The organism is Streptomyces sp. B8-7, assembly GCF_058833805.1.
Genome location: NZ_JBYRRL010000002.1, coordinates 1,297,596 through 1,318,028, shown reverse-complemented (window position 1 = coordinate 1,318,028; position 20,433 = coordinate 1,297,596). Strand labels below are relative to the sequence as shown.

Annotated in this window: 18 protein-coding genes and 3 pseudogenes; 12 read left to right on the top strand and 9 right to left on the bottom strand. The window is 74.0% G+C overall.

The features are described 5' to 3' along the window. Positions 1–424 precede the first annotated feature (424 nt). Together AC5K6T_RS14345 and AC5K6T_RS14340 are read right to left on the bottom strand one after the other, a co-directional pair. Positions 425–1,102, bottom strand: a complete 678-nt coding sequence (locus AC5K6T_RS14345; RefSeq protein ID WP_493209358.1) for a GntR family transcriptional regulator — start codon at positions 1,100–1,102, stop codon at positions 425–427. Then, positions 1,082–1,249 (bottom strand): annotated as a pseudogene (locus AC5K6T_RS14340) (winged helix-turn-helix domain-containing protein); the annotation flags it as partial. The pseudogene AC5K6T_RS14340 and the gene AC5K6T_RS14345, both read right to left, overlap by 21 nt. A gap of 74 nt (positions 1,250–1,323) precedes the next feature. On the opposite strand from AC5K6T_RS14340, the pseudogene AC5K6T_RS14335 reads away from it, so the two are divergent. Then, positions 1,324–1,626: pseudogene (locus AC5K6T_RS14335) on the top strand (DNRLRE domain-containing protein); the annotation flags it as partial. Between the two features lie 846 nt (positions 1,627–2,472). After that, positions 2,473–3,300 carry an FG-GAP repeat domain-containing protein gene (locus AC5K6T_RS14330; RefSeq protein WP_493209356.1) on the top strand — a complete coding sequence of 276 codons (828 nt, stop codon included), beginning with the start codon at positions 2,473–2,475 and terminating at the stop codon, positions 3,298–3,300. A gap of 203 nt (positions 3,301–3,503) precedes the next feature. Here AC5K6T_RS14330 and AC5K6T_RS14325 read toward each other — a convergent pair whose 3' ends face one another. After that, positions 3,504–4,076 (bottom strand): TetR/AcrR family transcriptional regulator, encoded by a 573-nt coding sequence (locus tag AC5K6T_RS14325; RefSeq protein ID WP_493208967.1) that lies wholly within the window; start codon positions 4,074–4,076, stop codon positions 3,504–3,506. 408 nt (positions 4,077–4,484) lie between these two features. Here AC5K6T_RS14325 and AC5K6T_RS14320 point away from each other — a divergent pair, with 408 nt between their 5' ends. From AC5K6T_RS14320 to AC5K6T_RS14295, 6 genes are all read left to right on the top strand, one after another. After that, positions 4,485–6,017: an MFS transporter gene (locus tag AC5K6T_RS14320; RefSeq protein ID WP_493208965.1), complete on the top strand. Its 1,533-nt coding sequence runs from the start codon at positions 4,485–4,487 to the stop codon at positions 6,015–6,017. Between the two features lie 299 nt (positions 6,018–6,316). Further along, positions 6,317–7,219 carry an endonuclease/exonuclease/phosphatase family protein gene (locus AC5K6T_RS14315; RefSeq protein ID WP_493209355.1) on the top strand — a complete coding sequence of 301 codons (903 nt, stop codon included), beginning with the start codon at positions 6,317–6,319 and terminating at the stop codon, positions 7,217–7,219. A gap of 390 nt (positions 7,220–7,609) precedes the next feature. Continuing rightward, positions 7,610–8,500, top strand: coding sequence for a YihY/virulence factor BrkB family protein (locus AC5K6T_RS14310; RefSeq protein WP_493208963.1), 891 nt, complete (start codon positions 7,610–7,612; stop codon positions 8,498–8,500). A gap of 353 nt (positions 8,501–8,853) precedes the next feature. Then, positions 8,854–9,000 (top strand): hypothetical protein, encoded by a 147-nt coding sequence (locus tag AC5K6T_RS14305; RefSeq protein WP_493208961.1) that lies wholly within the window; start codon positions 8,854–8,856, stop codon positions 8,998–9,000. Continuing rightward, complete coding sequence (locus AC5K6T_RS14300; RefSeq protein WP_493208960.1) at positions 8,997–9,680, top strand: PRC-barrel domain-containing protein; 684 nt, start codon at positions 8,997–8,999, stop codon at positions 9,678–9,680. The genes AC5K6T_RS14305 and AC5K6T_RS14300 overlap by 4 nt, the downstream gene beginning before the upstream one ends. Beyond that, positions 9,680–10,111, top strand: a complete 432-nt coding sequence (locus tag AC5K6T_RS14295) for a PRC-barrel domain-containing protein (RefSeq protein ID WP_493208958.1) — start codon at positions 9,680–9,682, stop codon at positions 10,109–10,111. The genes AC5K6T_RS14300 and AC5K6T_RS14295 overlap by 1 nt, the downstream gene beginning before the upstream one ends. 49 nt (positions 10,112–10,160) lie before the next feature. Here AC5K6T_RS14295 and AC5K6T_RS14290 read toward each other — a convergent pair whose 3' ends face one another. Then, the gene (locus AC5K6T_RS14290) at positions 10,161–10,778 is read right to left on the bottom strand and encodes a TetR/AcrR family transcriptional regulator (RefSeq protein WP_493208956.1); all 618 of its coding nucleotides are present in this window, start codon (positions 10,776–10,778) and stop codon (positions 10,161–10,163) included. Positions 10,779–10,925: 147 nt separating this feature from the next. On the opposite strand from AC5K6T_RS14290, the gene AC5K6T_RS14285 reads away from it, so the two are divergent. Beyond that, the gene (locus AC5K6T_RS14285) at positions 10,926–11,801 is read left to right on the top strand and encodes a class I SAM-dependent methyltransferase (RefSeq protein WP_493208955.1); all 876 of its coding nucleotides are present in this window, start codon (positions 10,926–10,928) and stop codon (positions 11,799–11,801) included. Positions 11,802–12,287: 486 nt separating this feature from the next. On the opposite strand, the gene AC5K6T_RS14280 is transcribed toward AC5K6T_RS14285, so the two are convergent. Further along, positions 12,288–13,235, bottom strand: coding sequence for an alpha/beta hydrolase family protein (locus tag AC5K6T_RS14280; protein ID WP_493208953.1), 948 nt, complete (start codon positions 13,233–13,235; stop codon positions 12,288–12,290). Between the two features lie 489 nt (positions 13,236–13,724). On the opposite strand from AC5K6T_RS14280, the gene AC5K6T_RS14275 reads away from it, so the two are divergent. The 3 genes from AC5K6T_RS14275 (at position 13,725) to AC5K6T_RS14265 (ending at position 15,701) form a co-directional block, all read left to right on the top strand. Then, complete coding sequence (locus tag AC5K6T_RS14275) at positions 13,725–14,315, top strand: TetR/AcrR family transcriptional regulator (RefSeq protein ID WP_493208951.1); 591 nt, start codon at positions 13,725–13,727, stop codon at positions 14,313–14,315. A 190-nt stretch (positions 14,316–14,505) separates the two neighbouring features. Continuing rightward, complete coding sequence (locus AC5K6T_RS14270) at positions 14,506–15,243, top strand: hypothetical protein (protein ID WP_493208949.1); 738 nt, start codon at positions 14,506–14,508, stop codon at positions 15,241–15,243. Further along, complete coding sequence (locus AC5K6T_RS14265; RefSeq protein ID WP_493208947.1) at positions 15,240–15,701, top strand: J domain-containing protein; 462 nt, start codon at positions 15,240–15,242, stop codon at positions 15,699–15,701. The genes AC5K6T_RS14270 and AC5K6T_RS14265 overlap by 4 nt, the downstream gene beginning before the upstream one ends. A 60-nt stretch (positions 15,702–15,761) precedes the next feature. Here the strand turns inward: AC5K6T_RS14265 and AC5K6T_RS14260 are convergent, their stop codons facing one another. The 4 genes and pseudogenes from AC5K6T_RS14260 to AC5K6T_RS14245 form a co-directional block, all read right to left on the bottom strand. Further along, positions 15,762–17,891 (bottom strand): M48 family metalloprotease, encoded by a 2,130-nt coding sequence (locus tag AC5K6T_RS14260; protein ID WP_493208945.1) that lies wholly within the window; start codon positions 17,889–17,891, stop codon positions 15,762–15,764. Further along, a complete protein-coding gene (locus tag AC5K6T_RS14255; RefSeq protein ID WP_493208943.1) occupies positions 17,888–18,607 on the bottom strand; it encodes an RNA polymerase sigma factor in 720 nt (239 codons plus the stop codon). Before AC5K6T_RS14255 ends, AC5K6T_RS14260 begins: the two co-directional genes overlap by 4 nt. Then, positions 18,604–18,951 (bottom strand): hypothetical protein, encoded by a 348-nt coding sequence (locus AC5K6T_RS14250; protein ID WP_493208941.1) that lies wholly within the window; start codon positions 18,949–18,951, stop codon positions 18,604–18,606. Before AC5K6T_RS14250 ends, AC5K6T_RS14255 begins: the two co-directional genes overlap by 4 nt. Before the next feature lie 225 nt (positions 18,952–19,176). Then, positions 19,177–20,349: pseudogene (locus AC5K6T_RS14245) on the bottom strand (ABC transporter ATP-binding protein); the annotation flags it as partial. Between the last annotated feature and the right edge of the window lie 84 nt (positions 20,350–20,433).

Genomic DNA, 20,433 nt, shown 5'->3' with positions numbered 1-20,433 from the left:
AGTCAGCCACGACGGCGGGCGCGCCGACCGATCACCCGTCACGTGTGTCTCGCTCGACCCCGCACCGGCATCAGCCCAGTTATCTCCATCGTCACGGTCCCAGCCAGGCACAACGGCCGCGTTCCGGGCGACAGCTCCGCCGGGGTGTCGACGCCGCACGGTACGAGCTCGCCGGACGGCCTCTCGGGAACCCAGTCGGTCTGCTGCTGAGCGTTCGGAGAGCGGGGCTTCCGATTGACAGTCCGGCCTATGCCTCTGGGCCCTGCGCGCCGAGTGGTCGGCGGCCGTCGCCAGCGGGGCGGCAGACAGGAGCGGGCGGCGGTCACCGACCGCCGGCGCGCGGCGGCCCGCGTCAGCGGGACGCCCTTGATCAAGTAAAGAAACTCTGAACAGCTCACCACTGGTCGATCTGCCAGACTGTGGATCAGGGGCGCTGCTGTCGACGCTTCCTCGACTCGGCCAATGCGGTCTCCAGCTTCTGGCTCGGCGACACGTCCGATTCGGTGCCGTCGTCGTGGAGGGGTGGCAGGAACAGGCCGCGTCGGCTCTTCTCGCGTTTGGCCTTCCGGCGCTCGTTGAAGACTCGCTGGTGCTGCTCGCGGATCGTGACCCATCGCTGATCCAGCTCGGCTTCCCGTGCCAGCAGCTCGTCATCAGTGAGGTCGGCGAACTCTGCGGCAGCCGCACGGGCCTCGCGGGCGATCTCGTCTCGTAGCAGGTAGTTCGTGATCGGTCCATGGTGCTTCCCTGGCTCCGGGGCCTGGCGCACGAAGACACCGCGCCCCTTGACCGCGTACACGAGTCCAGCCTGCTTGAGGTGCCGGTAGGCGTTCTGTGCGGTGGAGTTGGCGACCTTGAACCGCTCCTGGATCTCACGTGCCGGGGGGAGCTGGGAGCCCGGAGGGTAGGTGCCTTCGAGGATCTCTCGGCGGATGATGTCGGCGACCTGGGCGTAGGGCGGTCGGGCGTCTTCGTTGCGGATGACGTCGGCCGGCCAGTCCGATCCTTCAGTGTCGGCGTCCTCGTGGTCGCCATCGGCTCCTTCGCCACTCCCGCCGACGGAAGTGCTGACGTAGCTGCCCCGGCCGAGCTGGGAGTACACCAAGCCTTCCTGCTTGAGCACGCGCAGGGCGTTCTGGACGGTGGAGCTGTAGACCCCGAACCGGTCACGCAGCGCGTTGGCCGAGGGCAGGCGCTCGCCGGGACGGAACTCGCCGTTCAGAATCGCGTCCCGCAGGGCCTCGGCGGCCTGGAGATACGGCGGCCCGGGTCGGCTACGAGGCCACCACCTGGGGCACCTCGCGCTCCTTCTTCCGGCTCGGCTGGAGCACGGACATCGAGGACGCCACCGTCTCCTCCGCCTCCATCAGCCTGCGGGAGACCTACGCCTGGTCCTGCGAGAGCCGTGAGATGCAGGTGTGGCACACCGGCAGCATCTCCTCCTCCACCACCTGGAACAACCAGCCCTCCTGGCTCAGCAGGATCGGCACCAAGTCCTTCGCCCACGGCTACAACTCCTCCTGCCCGGACGCCTATGTCGCCTACGACGCCAAGTCGATCGCGCAGGACGCGGCGGACGGCGGCTGGCACTCCCTCACGCTCGGCCTGCGGGCGACCGACGAGTCCTCGCCGTACCCGTGGAAGAAGTTCAAGGCAGAAGGGGAGAGCGCACCCAAGCTGACCCTCGTCTACAACCGCAAGCCCGCCGCGCCGACCGCGCTCGACCAGACGCCGGGCGCCCTGAGCTGCGACCGCACCTCGCCCGCCCAGCACATCGGCAAGCGCGACCTGGTGCTGTCGGCGAGGTCCTCCGACCCGGACGACACCTCCGTCCGGCAGAACCTCAAGTACCTGCACTTCCAGGTGTGGCGCAGCGACGACAGCTCCGTGAAGGTGGTGGACGAGAAGGCACTGGTGGACAGTTCGGGGAAGGCCTCGCTGACCGTGGCCAAGTCGAAGTTCACCAACACCAAGACCTACCGCTGGCACGTCCGCGCCATCGACGCGAGCGGGGCCGCCTCCGCCTGGGCACCCACCACGAGCCCGACGTACTGCCACTTCCTCTACGACGACGACGCCCCGAACCCGCCGGAGGTCACCTCCACGGACTTCCCCGCGGCCGACGCGGACGGCACCGTCTGGTCCGAGGTGAAGTTCGGCCCCTCGGGTGCGTTCACCTTCTCCCCCGACGGGGAGTCGGACGTGGTGCGTTACGAGTTCTCCTTCAACACGGCCAGCTACGGCGGCTCGAAGGTGGTCTCCCCCGGACAGTCGGTCACGGTCCCGCTCAAGCCGCACTTCGCCGGACCCAACGTGCTGTACGCCCGTTCCAAGGACAGCGCGGGCAACGTCTCGGCCGGCACCAAGTACTTCTTCTACGTCACCCCGCGCGACAAGGCGGACGAGCCCGGCGACGTGTCCGGCGACACCTACCCGGACCTGTTCACCGTCACCTCGGACGGCAACCTGCGCATGTACCCGGGCAGTCAGGTCGGCGACCTGGCCACCGGTCTCGACGCAGCCCACCGCGACGGCACACTGCTCAACGTCCTCAAGGGGTACGACGGCCACTGGAAGGACGCGGCCGGAGCGCCCGCCCTGATCGCCCACGGGCAGGACGTGCGGCCCGGTGACGGCTTGACCGACCTGTTCGCCCGGATGCCGGACGGCGAGCTCTACGTGTACGAGGGGGACGGCTACGGCAGCGTCGACATCACCCGGCGCATGACGGTCCGGCTGCCGGACGGCGCGCCCGACCCGGCGACGTTCACGCAGATCATCACCGGCGACTACAACCGTGACGACCGTCCCGACCTCTTCGCCACCACCGAAGCCGGCGGCCTGTGGGCCTTCACCGGCTACACCGGGGCCACGTTCAGCGCCGCGACCGAGATGAACGTCACCGCCTGGGTCAACCGCGATCTCGTCTCCCTCGGCGACCACAACGGCGACGGCGCCCCCGACTTCGTGTGGCGGTCCAACTCCACCGGCAAGGTCTGGCTGCGCTACGGCAAGCCGGCCGCGTCGGGCGGCTCCACCATCGCCTCGCTGTCCTTCGCGGGCGACTCCCTGACCGGAGCGGACGCCACCTATGCGACCGGCTGGACCGCGGACGTCGTTCCGGCCACCCACCTGTACGGCACACCGGATGTCAACGGCGACGGCGTTCCCGACATCTGGGCGCTCACCGGCGACGGCAGCATCGCTCTGTACGCGGGCGGAGCGAGCACCATCGGTGCCGCCACGACGGTGATCTCGGCGGCCAGCGACTGGGACACGAACAAGCTGGCCTTCGGCTGAGCCGTCCGCACCGGACGGCACCGGACGGCAGCGGGCCCCTGTGGTCCCGCCCGCGGGGCCCGGACGGCCCCGGAGCGTGCCCTGACGGGCGGCCCGGGGCCGTCCGGCGTTCCCCGTGCCGGGTGTCCCCGGGCCCGGGGAGAGGTGGGTGCCCGGTGCGGGCCGCCCGGCCGAGGGCGGGGCGGGGAGCACGGTGAAGCGGTTCAGCCCCCCGGGGGGCGGCTGTGGGTGGTCAGGCCGGTGAGGACCAGGTCCAGCCAGCGGGTGCGGGCGGTGGCGGGCTGGTCCGTGGGGGCGGTGGAGAACAGCAGGTAGATGTCCTCGACGGTGACGTCCTGGTGGATGTCGCCGTCGGCCTGTCCGGCCCGGATCAGGGCGGCCAGTGCCGCTGTCCCGCGGGCCTTGGCGTCCTTGTCGAAGTCGGCCCCGAGGGCGTGCGCGGCGGCTTTGACGGCCCGGTTGGTGGCGGTGGCCTCGACGATGCGGCCGAGCAGGCCGGTGATCTCGTCCAGGGCGCGCGCTCCGGCCTCCTGGCGGGCCCGGGCCGCCTCGGCGGTCGCGGCGACGTGACTGACGTACTCCTCGACGACCGCGGTGACCAGGTCCTTCTTGGTGGGGAAGTGCCGGTACAGCGTGCCGACGGCGACGCCCGCGGTGGCCGCGATCTCGTCCATGCCGACGTCCGGCCCCTGGCGGGTGATCTGCTCGCGTGCGGCGTCGAGGATCTTCTTGCGGTTGCGGACGGCGTCGGCACGCGGCGCGTGCGTCCGGGTCATGGTCACTCCTCACCCTGGGGCGGCCGGGCTTGCGCGAAAATGAACGATGGTTCATGATGTATCTGAACCAAGGTTCATGTTACCCCTTCCGGCCGGACCGGAAGCGGGTTCACCCCGGACCGGGACGCCTCAGAGCGGGGGCGCTCCCGTGGCGCACCGGTTCTCCGTGGGGACGGGAGCGGTGCGGCTCGCAGGCCCGGCGGCGGCCGGCTCAACCCCCTGCCGCCGCCGGGCCCGGCGAGACCTCCCGCGTCCCCGGCCCCTCCTTCCTCCTTCCTCCTTCCTCCTTCCTCCTTCCTCCTTCCTCCTTCCTCCCTCCTCCTTCCTCCCTCCTCCTTCCTCCTTCCTCCTTCCTCCGACGTGCACGTCCGCCACCGGCACTTCCGAACCTCCCAGGTGGGTACCTCCATGTCTGATACGGCCGTAAAGGCTTCCTCCTCCCTCGCGCCCGATCCGGGGCGCTGGAAGGCGCTGGTGTTCATCGCGCTGGCGCAGTTGATGGTGGTGCTGGATGCCACCATCGTGAATATCGCGTTGCCTTCGGCCCAGCGGGATCTGGGGATCTCGGACGGCAACCGGCAGTGGGTGGTGACGGCGTACGCGCTGGCGTTCGGTGGTCTGCTGCTGTTCGGTGGGCGGATCGCGGATCTGTGGGGGCGCAAGCGGGCGTTCGTGATCGGTCTGGCCGGGTTCGCGGCGGCGTCCGCGCTGGGCGGGGCGGCCACGACCGGGGCGATGATGTTCGGTGCGCGGGCCCTGCAGGGTGTGTTCGGTGCGCTGCTGGCGCCGGCGGCGCTGTCGCTGCTGGCGGTGATGTTCACCGACGGCAGGGAGCGGGCGAAGGCGTTCGGTATCTACGGTGCGATCGCGGGCGGCGGTGGCGCGGTGGGCCTGATCCTGGGCGGGTTCCTGACGGAGTACCTGGACTGGCGGTGGACGTTCTTCGTGAACATCCCGTTCGCGGTGGTCGCGGCGGCGGGTGCCTGGCTGGTGATCCGTGAGCCGGAGGGCGGGCGCAACCGTTCTCCGCTGGACGTGCCGGGTGTGGTGCTGTCGACGCTGGGTCTGGTGGCGCTGGTGTACGGCTTCACGCGGGCGGAGTCCGACGGCTGGAGCGATGCGGTGACGGTGGGGATGTTCGTGGCCTCGGCGGTGCTGCTGGTGTCGTTCGTGGCGGTGGAGGCGCGGGTGAAGGCGCCGCTGCTGCCGCTGCGGGTGGTCACCGACCGTACCCGTGGCGGGATCTACCTGTCGCTGGGCCTGGCGATCATCGCGATGTTCGGGCTGTTCCTGTTCCTGACGTACTACCTGCAGATCGTCAAGGGCTACTCGCCGGTGAAGACCGGGTTCGCGTTCCTGCCGATGATCGCGGGCATGATCACGGGTTCCACGCAGATCGGGGCGCGGCTGATGACGCGTACCGCGCCGCGGCTGCTGATGGGGCCGGGGTTCCTGGTCGCGGCGGTGGGCATGCTGCTGCTGACGCGGCTGGAGACCGGTTCGTCCTACGCCGCGCTGCTGCTGCCGTCGATGCTGCTGCTGGGTCTGGGCATGGGTACGGCGTTCATGCCGGCGATGTCGATGGCCACGACCGGGGTCAGGCCGCAGGACGCGGGTGTGGCCTCCGCGATGGTCAACACCTCCCAGCAGGTCGGCGGTGCGATCGGTACCGCGCTGCTGAACACGATCGCGGCGTCCGCGACCACGTCCTACCTCGCCGGCCACCTCGGCTCCGCGGCCGGCCCGTCCCAGCAGCAGCTCATCCGGCTGGAGGGCATGGTGCACGGCTACACCAGCGCGATCTGGTTCGCGGTCGGCATCCTGGTCGCCGCCGCCGTGATCGCCCTGACCCTGGTCAACGCCGGCAGGCCCGGCAACAGCCCCCTGGCCACCGGCGAGGACACCACCGAGGACACCCCCGTCCCCGTGGTCGCCCACTGACCCGACCGGACAGCCGGCCCGGACCCCGCCCGGTGGGGCGCGGTTCGGGCCCGCCGTCGTCTCCCGCCCCGCCCGTGACGCACCCGGCACGGGCGGGGCGAAACCGTGTGTGGCCGGTCTGGCGTCCTGGGCGGGACAGCCGGTGACACCGGCGAGGTCTGGTGAGACTGGTGAGAGGGGACGCGGGGGTGGGTGCGAGGGCGGCGCGGTGGCGGCGCCGCGCCGGGTCGCCGGACGCGGGCCGTGACGGGGTCGGACGACGGCGGTGGGAGTGGGCGGGCGGCGCACGCGGGCGGGTGATCCCGACGGTGGCCGTGCTCACCGCCGGGCTGCTGGCGCTGCACGCGGAGGTGCCCGGCTCGGCGGGTGGTCCGGGCAGTCTGCTGGAGACGTTCCTGCCCTGGCTCGGTCTCGTGGTCCCGGCGCTGCTCGTCGCGGCGCTGCTGCGCCGCTCGACGCGCGCACTGCCGGCCCTGCTGCTGCCCGCCGCGGTGTGGACACACCAGTTCGGCGGACTGCTCCTGCCCCCGGCCGAGGCCGGCGCCCGTGATCTGGTCGTGGTGCAGCACAACGTCAGCGACGAGAACGCCGACCCGGAGGGCACGGCCCGCGCTCTGGCGGCCACGGACGCCGGTCTCGTCGCGCTGGAGGAACTGCTGCCGCGGACCGAGCCGGTGTACGCGCGGGTTCTCGCCCCCGACTACCCGTACCACGCGGTGCAGGGCACCGTCGGGCTGTGGTCGCGGTATCCGCTGACGGGGACCCGGCTGGTCGACATCCGGCCCCGGACCTTCACGGAGGGCTGGGACCGGGGCCTGCGGACCGTGGTCCGCACCCCGTACGGCGACATCGCGGTGTACGTCGCGCACCTGCCGTCGGTCCGGCTCGGAGCCGGGGGCCTCACGTCCGCCCCGCGCGACGAGAGTGCCGCTCTGCTGGGCGGGGCGGTCGCCGCCGAGCCGGTCCGTACGGTGCTGCTGCTCGGCGATCTCAACGGCACGGTCGACGACCGCGGGCTGGCCCCGCTGACCTCACGGCTGAACACGGCCCGCCGGGGCTTCGCCTTCAGCTTTCCCGCGGCCTTCCCCATCGCCCGCATCGACCAGGTGATGGCCCGCTCGGCGGCCGTCGTGCACCTTCGCGCCCTGCCGGCGACCGGCAGCGACCACCTGCCGGTCGCCGCCCGGGTCAGACTGGGCTGAACCGGCCGCCCGCATCCGCCGGACACCCCCTGCCGGACACCCCCTGCCGGACGCCGCCGCGCCGCCCGCCCGGCGGGATCCGGCTGCCCGGCGCCCACCACACCCGGGGCCGGCTCTGGCCCGGTCCTGGCTCGGTGTGGTGTCCGAGGGCGCCGAGGACCGGCCCGGCGACGGCGTCCCAGAGCCAGTCGGCACGTCCGAACTCCGTGGACAGCGTACTGAGTTCACCCGCCCGGCGGCCTGGGAAACCGGAGCGCCTCTATCCTGGCTGCCGTCCCTCCCGCTCCCGCCGCCGCCCTGCCCGGGCCCCGCCGCGCGTGCACCGCGCCGGCGGCTCCGTCCCGGGCCCCGCCGGGGTTCCGCCCCGCGTTCTCACCGACAGGATTCCGTGTGTCCGCTGACCAGCCGAAAGCGCCCCTGATACCGCGTCAGAAGCCGGTCACGGTGCGGACGCGGCGCGACTGGTGGGTGGCCCTGCGCAGGACGCCGGCCGCGCTGTGGCGGGCGGACGCGACCGACTGGGCCGCCGCACTGACCTACTACGCGGTGCTCACCGTGTTCCCCGCGCTGCTGGTGGCGCTGTCGCTGTTCGGCATCGCCGACATCCCCGGAGACTCCCACCTCGTCGACCGGGTCGCCGCCGTCGTCCCGGTGCGGGCGCGTCCCGCCGTGCTCGACGCGCTGCGCAGCACGGCCGGCCAGCAGACCCCGGCCCGGCTGCTGGCGGCGTTCGGCTCGGTCAGCGCCGTGTGGTCGGCTTCGAGCTATCTGAGCGTCTTCCGGCGTGCGCTGCACCACATGAACCGGGTCCCGGACCGGCGGCCGATGTGGAAGAAGGCCCCGCTGACACTGATCGCCGCACTGGTGCTGCTGGCCCTGCTGGTGTCCAGCGCCGTGGTCCTCGTGCTCACCGGGGACGCCGCGCGGGCGGCCGGCCGGATCGTCGGAGTGGACGCGGTCGGCGTCGCGGCCTGGAACGTGCTGAAGTGGCCGCTGCTGGCGTTCCTGGCGACCGTGCTGGTGCTGGTGCTGTTCCGTTCGGGCCAGGTGTCGGCCTACGGTCTGCGGCACCGGGCCGTCGGCGGACTGCTGGCCGTCGTCCTGTGGCTGCTGGCCTCGGCGGTGTTCACCGTGTACAGCACCTGTGCGGGGACCTTCGACCGGCTGTACGGGTCACTCGCGGGGATCGTGGTCTTCCTCGTCTGGCTGTGGATATCCAACGTCGCCCTGCTGACCGGGGCGCAGTTCAACGCCGAACTCGCGGTGGTCAGGCGCCCCTGACCGGACGCCGGGCCGGCAGCCCGCGTCGCGCTCGGACGGCCGCCCCGGGACCGGGCGGACGCCGGCGGGTACGCGGCCGGCCGGGGGATACTGCGGCCGGCCGGGGATACGGGGACGCCGGGCTCGGGGAGCGGCGCCCGGGTGTGCGGGGTCGCGGTGCGGGCAGACGGGTGGGCGGCGGTGGTCGAACGGGGTTGCCGCCGGGGGTTGTCTGGACAGACATCTGCGCAGGGGAGACCCTTTTTGCGGGAGCTTGCCGGAGCCTCTTTTGCGGGAGCTTGCCGGAGCCTCCCGGGAGTTGTCTGACGGTGTCGCCGGGCGTCGCCCGGCTTCGAGGCGGAGGTGCCTTCTCGGTGGACTGGTGGGTGTGGCTCGTCACCGTGGTGAGCGTGTGCGCGGCCGGGGCGGGCGCCCTCGCGGGCGTCCAGGCGAGGCGGCGGTCCGGCGGGGTGGTGGTCGTGCGGCGGGCCCGCCTCGACGGTGAGGACAGGTCGGCATGAGTGTGCTGATGCTGGCGTCGCAGATCACCCGGCGGCCCGTGGTGACGCTCGGCGGCGAGGCCGTGGCCCAGGTGAGGGACGTCGTGCTGGACGGACAGGCGGGCCGGGTCGCGGGGTTCACGCTCAGCGGCCGCGGGCTGTTCTCCGGGCCGCAGCACCGGGCGCTGCCCTGGGAGGCCGTGACGAGCCTGGGGCCGCACGCCGTGATGATCTCCGACGAGTCCGCGCTGCGGCCGCGCGACGAGGTCGCCGACGCCGCCGAGGCGAGCGGTGGCGACGTTCTCGGGGCGCGGGTCCTGACGGACGCCGGCGCCGCCCTGGGCCAGGTCGCCGACGTCGTGGTCGAGGTCACCTCGTCGCAGGCCCGGATCGCCGGATACGAGATCACCCCCGCAGCGTCCCTCGGCCGCCGCGAACGCACCGTGTTCATCCCGCTCGACCGGACCATCGCGGTGTCCGGTGAGGCACTGGTCGTCCCGGCCGTCGTCGCCGACTACGTGTCGGGCGACCTGCCCTCGCTGGAGAAGGCGATTCCGGCGTTCCGCGGCCGCGCCGGTGCGAAGGCCGGCGGAGGGGCGGAGGACCGCACCGGAGCGGACGCCGCCCGTCGTGCCGAGCCAGAGGCCGAGGCGGACAACCAGGGCCACGTCGACGGCGACGCCGGGGGAAGGGAGGCCTGATGCTGCTCTCCGAGCTGGCCGGCCGGCCTGTGATGGACACCGAGGTGGCGCATCGCATCGGCCTCGTCGACAGTCTGGTGATCGCCCCCGGCCCGGCCCGCGTCGTGGCGCTGCGGCTCAAGAAGACCAACGGCGGCGGCACGTTGCTGACCTGGCGGTACGTGCACGCCGTCGGCCCCGACGCGGTGATGGCCCGGGTCGATGCGCGCGAGGGCGACGACGAGGACCTCGCCGAGCACGCGGCCGGCTGCCGCGACCTCCTCGGACGGCGCGTCCTGACGGACCGCGGCGCCGAGACCGGTCAGCTCCGGGACATCGACTTCGACCCCGAGTCGGGGCGCGTCGTGGGCCTGCTCACCGCCGCGGAGACCCTCGCCGGTGACCGGCTGCTCGGCATCGGCTCGTACGCCGTGGTCGTCCGGGCGGGCTGACCGCCTTGCGCCTCCGCCGGCCGGGCCCCTGGACCCGGCCGTCCCGTTCTCACCGGAGCGGACCGCCGCCGGCTCCCGGGGCGCCCTCCGCCACCAGAGCCGCCACCAGCCGCCGCAGGGCGGGCCCGGGGTCGGGGGAACCCGCCCAGCCGGTCATCAGCAGGTGATGGGTGGTGCCGACGAGGGCGAGGGCCACCATCTCCGGGTCCGTGCCGTCCGCCACCCGGCCGAGTTCCTTCTCTGCCGCCACATAGCGGGCGACGGCCTCCTCGATGGCGCCGAAGCCGGGTGCTCCGCCCTCCATGGCCGCGCGGAAACGCGCCGCGGCGGCCGGACGGCTCAGGGCGAGCCCCGACAGCGCGGGGCCGCCCGACTCGAACAGGGCGAGGACCACCGCACCGAGGTTGTCCGCCACCGTGCCCAGCCCCACGCGTCCGGTCAGCGCCCGGGCCTCGGCGGCGGTCCGCGCGAACCGGTCCAGGCACAGCTCGGCGACGAACTCGTCGAACCCCGTGAAGTGCGCGTGCAGCAGCCCCTTGGCGCAACCGGCCTCGGCGGTGACCGACCGGCTGGTGAGCGCTCCGGGCCCGTCCCGTCCCAGGACGCGTTCGGCGGCGGCGAACAGCCGCTCGCGTACGTCCGGCGTGGCCACGCCCCGCGGTGCCATCGGCCCCCCTCACTCTCCCGGGCCGGGGACGCTCCCCCGCCGTCCCTGCGGATCGTAGCCGCTCTTGCATGTTTGGGCATGCGCCCATACTGTGATCCACAGGTTTGGGCGTCCGCCCATTCTGGTTCACGTCCGGGGAGGCAGTGCATGGCCGAGATCGTCAACACCGAGCAGGCGCAGGCGTGGAACGGCGCGGAAGGGGTCCACTGGGCCCGCAGTCACGACCGCTGGAACGCCGTCAACGGCGGCTTCGACGACCCCTTGCTGACGGCCGCCGCGATCACCGGCGGCGACCGTGTCCTCGATCTCGGCTGCGGCGCCGGCCAGACCACCCTCCTCGCCGCGCGGCGGGCTCCGCACGGGCAGGCGGTCGGGCTCGACCTGTCCGAGCCGATGCTGGCGGAGGCGAGGGCCCGGGCCGCCCGGGAGGGCGTCGCCAACGCCTCCTTCGTGCACGGCGACGCCCAGGTCCACCCTCTCGGGACGGCCGCCTTCGACGCGGCGATCAGCCGCTACGGGGTCATGTTCTACTCCGACCCCGAAGCGGCCTTCGCCAACATCGGGCGGGCCCTGCGGCCCGGCGGACGCCTGGCGTTCGTCTGCCCGGCGGCTCCGCAGCTCAACGAGTGGGCGGTGGCGACGGCCGCGCTGCGGGACTTCCTCGGCGCGGACGACACGGGGCGAACGTCCGAGGCACCCGCGGCACCCGGCATGTTCTCCCTGATGTCCCCGGACCGCATCCGCGCGGTCCTCACCGCCGCCGGGTTCACGCGCATCGGCGCGGAGCGGGCCGAGACCCGCGGCGTCTGGGGACACAGTCCCGCAGACGCCGCGCGGTTCCTGCTGGCCACCGGTCCCGGCCGGCATCTGACGGCCGCGCTGGACGCCCCCGACCGCGACCGCGCCCACCGGTTCCTTGCAGACCGGCTTCGCGTGCACGCCGCCGGCGACGGCACGGTCCGGCTGCTCAGCACCTCGTGGCTGGTCACAGCGGATCGTCCGGCGGACGACCCGGAGGGGTGATGTGCGGTGAGATGCGGTGCGGGACCCTGCCGGTCGACCGCTAGGGCGTGTTTTGAAAGTAGCGTCGTCTGCCCGAAGGGCAGGCCTGGCGGCGTCTGGTGTGTGCGATCGCAAGGCGGAGGGTCGCCCCGATACTGGATGTATCGGGGCGAGCCCGACAGCGCGGCGAGCGTGCGTGCCAGACGCCGCCAGGCAGGCGGGACTTTCGAAACACGCCCTAGGACACCTGGGACGGGGGCCGGAGGTGACGGTCGGGCGTGAGGCCGTCCGGGAGCGGGGACCGGGGCGAGAGGGCCTCGCGGGCGGGCCCGGGCCGCATCCGCCCGCCGGAGCGGGCGGGCCGCGACCGGCCTCGCACGGCCCGGCCGCCCCGGGGTCCGGCGGGTCCGGCGGGTCCGGCCGACAGCGGCGGCACGGCTCGCCGCTCCCGTGCTCCCCTACCGCCGGCCCGGGGCGGCGGCAGGGGCGGCTCCGGCCGGGGTCGGCCTACTTGCTCTGCAGCTTCCCGAGAGGTTCGGGGGCTTCCGCCAGCTCCGCGGCCGCGGCCCGCCAGGCGCTCTCGTCGGAGGTGAGAGCGCTGTGGAGGAAGGCCGTGCTGAGGCGCTGGACGAGGGCGACCCGGGCGGGGCTCTCGTCCGTGGTCTCGGCGGCCCCGTGTCCGCAGACGCCGCCGAGCGAGTGCTCCGCACCGAACAGCGTGAGCAGGGTCTTGTGCGCGGGGCTGTGGGTGTAGGGGTCGGTGAACCAGTCGGGTCCGCGGGTGGACAGCGGGGAGTCGTCGTGGTCGCCGGCGACGACGAGGGCGGGCGTCGTCATCGTGGCGAAGGACGGCCTCATGAAGGGGAAGTGCTCGGCGGCGAACGGGGTGAGGTCGTCCCCGAGGCCGGTCAGGGCCAGCAGCACGCCCGCCGACACCCGTGGGTCCGACAGGTCCTCCCCCGGCCTGCCGTCGGCGTCGAGGACGCGGGCACCCAGCAGGGTGCTGACGGTCTGGGCCCCCCAGGAGTGGCCGGCGACGGCGGCCCGGCCCCGGTCGACGCGCCCGCCGAGACCGGGCACGGCGGCCTCCAGCAGGTCGAGGTGATCCAGTACGCGGGTGATGTCGTCGACCCGCAGGCGCCATATGTGCGGCGTGCGGGGGTCCTCGGCCGGGATGCCGAGCGTCCGGGAGTCGAGGTGGGTCGGCTGGACGACCACGAAGCCGTGCGCGGCCCAGTGGTCGGCGAGCGGGGCATAGCCGTCCATCGACCAGCCGTAGCCGTGCGAGAGGACGACGACGGGCAGGCCGGAGCCGGTGGCGGGAGCGGAGACCCGGACCTGGAGGTCCGCTCCGCGGGCGGCGGGAGAGGGCAGGACGACCGGCTTGACGGACACCACGGGGGCGGGCGGAGCGGTGAGGCGGCGCTGTGCGTTCACAGCGGTCGTGTCGGACACCGAAAGGACCTTTCGTAGGGCTGGGCCGGATCGGCTCGGGGCCGAGCCGAGATCGGGACCGGGATCAGGGCACGGGAAGCAGCACGCTTCCGGCGCACGGGACGGGGGCGAGGGGCGGGACAGGGCGGGGCGGGCGGGAACGTCGGCCCGCGGAAGGGAAGCCGGGGCGGCGGCACCGCACGCGCACCGCCACGCACCAGGCGCACCCGGCACTCGGCACCAAGCACCAAGCACCAAGCACCAAGCATCCGATGCACAGCCGCCGTCGGGTGCCATCGGCCGGTGGGGCACCCGCCGCGCCGGCGATGCCGCCGCGCCCTCCGGGACCGGCGTCCCGCGGCCCCGTCGTCACGGGTCCGGAGCACGCCGGGGAAGGCGGCTTGGCCGCCGGCATCCCGGTCTGTCATGATGAATGAAACGGAACCTTGCTCCACTTACGATACGGAACAGCGTTCCGCTTTGCAAGGCCGGTCGGCGGAAAGGTGCGCGATGAACGACGGCAGCGGGAGCAGGGCGGGCTCGGCCGGGTCCCGGCGCAAGGACGCCCGGCGCAACCAGCAGACCCTGCTGGAGGCGGCCGCCGCCGTCTTCGTCACCTCGGGGGTCGAGGCTCCGGTCCGCGAGATCGCCGCCGAGGCGGGGGTCGGGATGGGCACGTTCTACCGCCACTTCCCGACCCGGGCGGACCTCGTCATCGCGGTCTACCGGCACCAGGTCGACACCTGTGCGGAAGCGGGCGCGACCCTGCTGGAATCCGCCCCCACCCCCCTCGCCGCCCTGGAGGGGTGGATCGACCTGTTCGTCGACTTCCTGGTGACCAAGCACGGTCTGGCCGCCGCGATGCAGGCCGACAGCGCCAGCTTCGAGGGGCTCCACGCCTACTTCCTGGACCGGCTGCTGCCGGTGAGCGCCCGCCTCCTGGACGCCGCGGCGGACTCCGGCGAGGTCCGGGCCGGCCTGGACGCCTACCAGGTGCTGCGCGGCATCGGGAACCTGTGCATCGGCGCCGACACCGACCCCCGCTACGACGCCCGCGGCATGGTCGCCCTGCTGGTCGCGGGCCTGCGCCGGACGGACTGAGGGCCGCCGGGCGCAGCCCGACCGGCCGGCCGCCGCCGGCCGACGGCCCGCCACCCACCACTCCCCACCGCCCGTCCTCTCGGCTCCTGGGCCCTCCGGCCCTTCCCGCGAGTCGTCAACCCCCTGTCCCGGCAAGGGTGCTTGGGCGACAATGGGCCGATGGCGGTTGGCCCGCCCGGGGAGGCCTCGTATGACGTCGCAGCCAGTTCCGCGGTCCCGGACCGGCGGCGCCGGGCAACTCCAGCGCCGGTCAGGGGCGTTGCCGGCGGCGGGCGACGGTGGCGGGGCGCACGCCCCGCTGCACGACGCCGGGCGGCTCGGCTTCGTCGACCTGCCGGGACGCGAGTACTGGTGGGACCGGCTGGGCGCGGGCGTGCGCGACCGGATGGTCGCCCGGGTCGGTCCGGTCGTGGAGTGGTGGGCGTACTGCCATAGCACCGGCAGCGACCGTCCGTACGCGGTGGTGTTCGGGGAACGCGGGCTCGCCGTGTGCACCCCGACGCTCAACGGCCGGGGCAGGCCGGCGCAGTTGCTGACCGTCGTCCCGTTCGCGCCGGGGTCGGTGCGGCACGCGAGCGTCGTACAGAAGCCGAGGCGGGTGCGGGGCGGCCGGCCCCCGCTGCCCGGCCCGGACACGCCGCGGACCGACGGCGGTGATCCGGCGCTGCCGGCGCGCCTCAGCGGCTTCCTGGGCAACCTGCCCGCGGAGGCGCAGTCCCGGCTGCAGTGGCCCTTCGTCAACGGGGACGCGTTCGAGCGCGGGGACTTCTTCTACTCCGGCCACGACGACGAACTCGACGTGTGGTGCTACCTCGCCGGGCGCCACCGGGTGACGTTCGCCGCGGGACACGGTGCGGGACTGTCCGGTCCGGCGCACCGCGCGTCCTGGCGGCTGGTGTGCCGGCAGGCCGAGGTGGCACCCCGATGACCTCGGCGGAGGAGTTCGACCCCTATGCCGTGCTGGGCGTCCCGTCGGACGCCAAACGGTCCGACATCGTACGGGCGTTCCGCCGCCGGGCACTCACCGAGCATCCCGACCGCGGCGGTGACGCGGAGGTGTTCCGGCGCGTGTGCCGGGCCTACGAGACGCTGCGCGATCCGGCGCGGCGAGCCGCGTACGACCGCCGGCCCGGGCCGCCCGCCGCCGCGCCCGGGGCCGGGCGGAGGGCGGCGCAGGAGCCGCCGCCGGCCGCGGCCGATCCCTTCGTGTGGGAGTCCGGCCCGGGACCGGGCGGCGATGCCCACGCGGACCGCTTCGGCGCCCACGGAGCACACAGCGTCCTCTTCCCGGACCACGACGCCGGGTTCTCGTGGCGGCGCTCCGACCGGTTCGCCTGGTGGCGGCCCGTCGACGAGCCGCCGCGGCGCCGACGCCGCCGGCGCTGACCCCGGCCGGTACCGCCGGTCCGATGCGCCGCCGCCCTCGCCCGCGGCGCGGGGCCGCCCTCACCGGCACCGCGCGTCGCGGACCGCGGACTGCCTGCCGGGCACCATCAGCTTTTGACCCACCGTCAGATCAGTGCTCCCGCCGAGGTCGTTGAGGTCCTGGAGTTCGCCGACCGTCGTGTCGTACCGGCAGGCGAGGCCGAGCAGGGTGTCGCCGGCCACGACCTGGTGGACGCGGAGCAGGGGGAGGCCGAGCGACGGCAGCGGGAACTCCCAGGTGGGGCTCGGCGAGGGCAGCGGGTCGGTGAACGCGGGCGCCGTGGGCAGGTCCGGGTAGAGCGATGCCGACGGGTACAGCGGTGCGGAAGGGTACAGCGGTGCCGAATCGTACGGCGGTGCCGACGGGTACAGCGGTGCCGAGTCGTACGGCGGGAGGGCCTGGGTGGGCCGCACCGGCCGGGCGGTCTGCGCGTAGGGCTGCGACGGGTCCGTACCGAGCAGCGCGATGCCCCACACCACCGCGACGGCGGCGAGGGCGCCCATGGTCACCTTGGCCACCGTCCGCTGCCGCCGCAGCTCCTCGACGACCACGTCCGGGGCGCCCCGGGCGGCCCGCTCACGCCGGGTCCGCCCGGCCGGCGGCGTCGCCGTCCGCGGCGTCAGCACCACCGGCGCGTCCACGTCCAGGCCGAGCCGGGCCAGCTCGCCCCGCAGCGGGGCCACCCCCGCACTGTCGCGGGCGGCGTCCGCCACCAGGCGCTCCAGGCGCCCGGACGGGTCGCGCGGGCACTGCAGCAGGTAGCCCCGTGTCCAGCTGAGCGACCAGCGGGCGCGGCCGGCCCCGGCCAGGGCCTGTCCGGTCAGCGCGTACAGCGCTTCGGCGAGTTGCTCCTCGGGGGCCGGTGCGCCGGTGAGGCGGCGGACGAGCCGGCTGTGCTCCCCCCGGTCCAGCAGGGCGAGGACGGTGCCGAGGGTGGGACGGTGGGCCGCGCCCGTGTCGCGGGCGGCCTCCAGCAGCAGGCCGGCGGGTTCGATCGCGAACGCCTCCGCCGCGAGGTCGGCCCAGCGGTTCTGGGGCAGGGCCGTTTGCGGGCTCCCGGCTTCGGCGAGCATCCTGCGCTGGACGCGCGCGGCCGGAGCGGGGTCGGTGAGGAGGGGGCCCGGCTCCGCTCGGGTCCGGTCGTGCTGATCGAGGCCGCCGGGCCCGGCGGCCTCGATCAGGGCGAGGCGGCGGGCCAGCGGCGGATGGGAGTCCAGCGGGGAGCGGGCCGGCTCGACCGGATGCTCGCGCAGTTCCGCCATGCGCTCCTCGACGAGCGGGTCGGCGAGCATCGCCGCGAACGTGTCGAACACGTCCTCGGGCATGAACCCGAGACGCTGCACCGGCCGGAGGAAGCGACCGGAGAACCCGGCCCAGGTGACGCCCAGCGCGTGGACGCAGCGCAGCGCGTCGGCGGTGGCCTCCGCGCCGGCCAGCGCGACCGCCTCGGCGTCCGCCTCCAGTTCCTGGCGGCGGCGCACCGCCAGCGACACCCGCAGATACAGCGCCGCGTAGCAGCCGATCACCAGATGGAACAGCCTGGCGTACCCCGTGGCCCCGCCCCAGCGGGCGGTCATCCGCAGCCGGAAGAGGGCGGAGTTCAGGGAGGCGGCACCGCGGTAGGTGACCGCGCCGAAGCGGGTGTGCCGGCCCGCGTAGTGGCCGAGTTCGTGGCAGAGCACGGCCCGCAGCTGCTCGGGGGAGAGCCGGTGCAGCAGGGGCAGACCCAGGTGCAGGGTGCGCTGTCCGACGGCGAAGCCGAGCATCCGCGCCTCCTCCGACACCGACGCGTTGGGTTCCGCGGTGAGGCGGATACGGCTGGGCGGCCGGGTCCGCAGCTGCGCGGCGAGGTCCTCCACCAGCCGCCACAGGGCGGGCGCCTCGCGGCGGCGCAGCTCCACCGACCCGGGCGGCGGGGTCTCCGCCCGGCTCACGGTGGCGATCCCGTACACGAGGGCGAACGCCGCCGGGATGCTGCCGGCGATGACGAGGGACCAGTTGCCGGCCCGGGTGGGGGACTCGACCACCATCCACAGCACGGTGAGGACCAGCGCGGTGTCGACGGCGAGCAGCAGGAACGCCACCACGTAGAACCCGGCGAGCAGTCCCACCGCCAGCAGCCCCCGCAGCCTGCCCGGCACGGCGCTCATCCGCGCTCCCGGAGCCGCCGGGCGAGGGCCCGGCGCCCGCGCTCCAGCAGCTCGGGGTCCGCCTCGACGGCGGCCCGCAGCCAGGCCTGCGTCTCGCGCAGCGCCCTGGTCACCGGGTCGCCGCCGGTGCGGCCGCGGCCCGGTGGGGTCCCGCCCGTGCCGGCCGGTCCGGGGCCGGCCAGGAACGGGTCACGGCCCGTCGCGCCGTCCGCGGCCATGTCCAGCGCCTCCCTGAGCGTCCGGCGCGCCTTGGAGACGTTGGCGGCGACGCCGCCCCGCGTCGTCCGCAGCGCCCTGGCGATGTCCTGCTGGGACCAGCCGTGCAGGCAGAACAGCACCATGGTGATCCGCTGGCGCGGCGGCAGTGCCGCGAGCAGCCGCAGCACCTCCCGGGCCTCGGCGGTCTGCTCGGGACCCGCGACGAGCGGGACCGGCAGGTCGGGAAGCCGGTCCTCGCCCTTGCGGCGTCTGCGCCGCGCCTTCCACACCCGCTGGACGGCGACGCGGTGCACCCACGCCTCGGGCAGGTCGTAGTCCCGGATCCGGTCCCAGACGCGGTACGCCTCGACGAACGCCTCCTGGGTGACGTCCTCGGCGTCCTCACGGCTGCCGCACAGCATGATCACCTGGGCGGTGACGCGCTGGTAGGCCCCGGCGAAGAACGCCTCGAAGTCCCCCGGCCGCGGCCCGGACTCCAGGTCCGTGTCCGCGCTCACGGCCGGTCCCGCCCGTCGGCCCCGGTTCCGCCACCGCAGTCGGCACGCGCACCCACACCGGCACCGGCACCGGCACCGGCACCGGCCGCCAGAGGTACCGGGTCCGCGCCCGTGCTCCCGTCCGCGCCCCCGCGGAACCCGCTCGCGGCCGCCGGCCGTACGGTGACCGTGTCCCCGTCGGCGCGGCTGACCTCGACCGCGCGGTCGGGCCCCGCGGCCCGTACGACCGCGGTCAGGGCACTCGCCCAGGCCCGCTCCAGCGCCGGCCGCCGCCACAGCGCCGCCAGCGCGTGCACCAGCCGTGCACTCACCAGCACCACGACCACCACCCCAGGGTCGACCATCTCCCGTGTCCTTTCTAGGACTCACACCAGTGACACCCTGATACAGCCCTTGGCGCTCAAGGTGTTTACCCGGATGGGGAGTTGTCTTCTCTCAGAGGGGCAGAAGCCGCCCTTGGCCCCTTCCCGCCGGCGGCCGGAGAGCGGGGCCGGGGTGTGCGGGCCGGAGGGCGCTGTCCGCGGACCGCGGGGCGACCACCGCAAAGCGGCCGGCCGGCGGCCGGTCCGCTCGGGGTGGGTGAGGTTGGTGCCGTTGGACGGGTCGAACACGTGCGCCTTGCCCATGTCGATGCGCAGGTCGAGGCGTTCGCCCTCGCGGGCGCGGGTGGCCGGATCGAGCCGGGCCACGATCTGCTGGGCGCCGCCGGCCCCGGTGTCGGTGCGGCCCGAGTCGGTGGCGAGTTCGTCGAGTTCGGCGGTCCTGGCGGGTCCGCCCTCCTCGGTGAAGTAGACGTAGACGTCGGAGCCGAGGGACTCCAGCACGTCGACGGTGACGGTGACGGTGGGGCCCTGCCGGTCGCGGGCGAGGGCGGCGTCCTCGAACGCCTCGGGCCGCAGGCCCACGATGACGTCGCGGGGCGCGTTCTGCCGTTCGAGGGACTGCCGGGTGGCGTCGTCGAGGGGCAGGTCGCCCAGGGCCGAGCGCAGCACGCCGTTCTCCACGGCCGCGTTGAGGAAGTTCATCGCCGGGGAGCCGATGAAGCCGGCCACGAACAGGTTGCGCGGCAGGTCGTACAGCTGCGCGGGGGTACCGATCTGCTGGACCACTCCGAGTCGCATGACGACGACGCGGTCCCCCAGCGTCATGGCCTCGGTCTGGTCGTGGGTGACGTACACGGTGGTGGTGCCCAGGCGGCGCTGCAGCCGGGAGATCTGGGTGCGCATCTGGACCCGCAGTTTGGCGTCCAGGTTGGACAGCGGCTCGTCCATCAGGAACGCCTTGGGGTCGCGGACGATGGCGCGGCCCATGGCGACGCGCTGGCGCTGCCCGCCGGACAGGGCGGCGGGCCTGCGGTCCAGGAAGTCGGTCAGGTCCAGGATGCGGGCGGCCTCCTCCACCTTGCTGTTGACGGTGTTCTTGTCGACCTTCGCCAGCCGCAGCGGGAAGCCCATGTTCTCGCGGACGCTCAGGTGCGGGTACAGGGCGTAGCTCTGGAACACCATGGCCACGTCCCGGTCCTTGGGCGAGAGGTCGTTGACGACGCGGTCGCCGATGCGCAGGGTGCCGGAGGTGATGTCCTCCAGGCCCGCGATCATGTTCAGGGTGGTGGACTTGCCGCATCCGGACGGGCCGACCAGGATCACGAACTCGCCGTCGTCGATGGCCAGGTCGACGCCCTGGACGGCGAGTGATCCGTCGGGGAACCGTTTGGTGACGCCCTCGAGAACGATCTCGGCCATGGGTGGTGCCTCCTTGCCTTCACGGCTTCCGGGTCCGGGATGCGGGGCATGCGGGGTGCGGGACCGGTGTGCCGGACCGGCGAC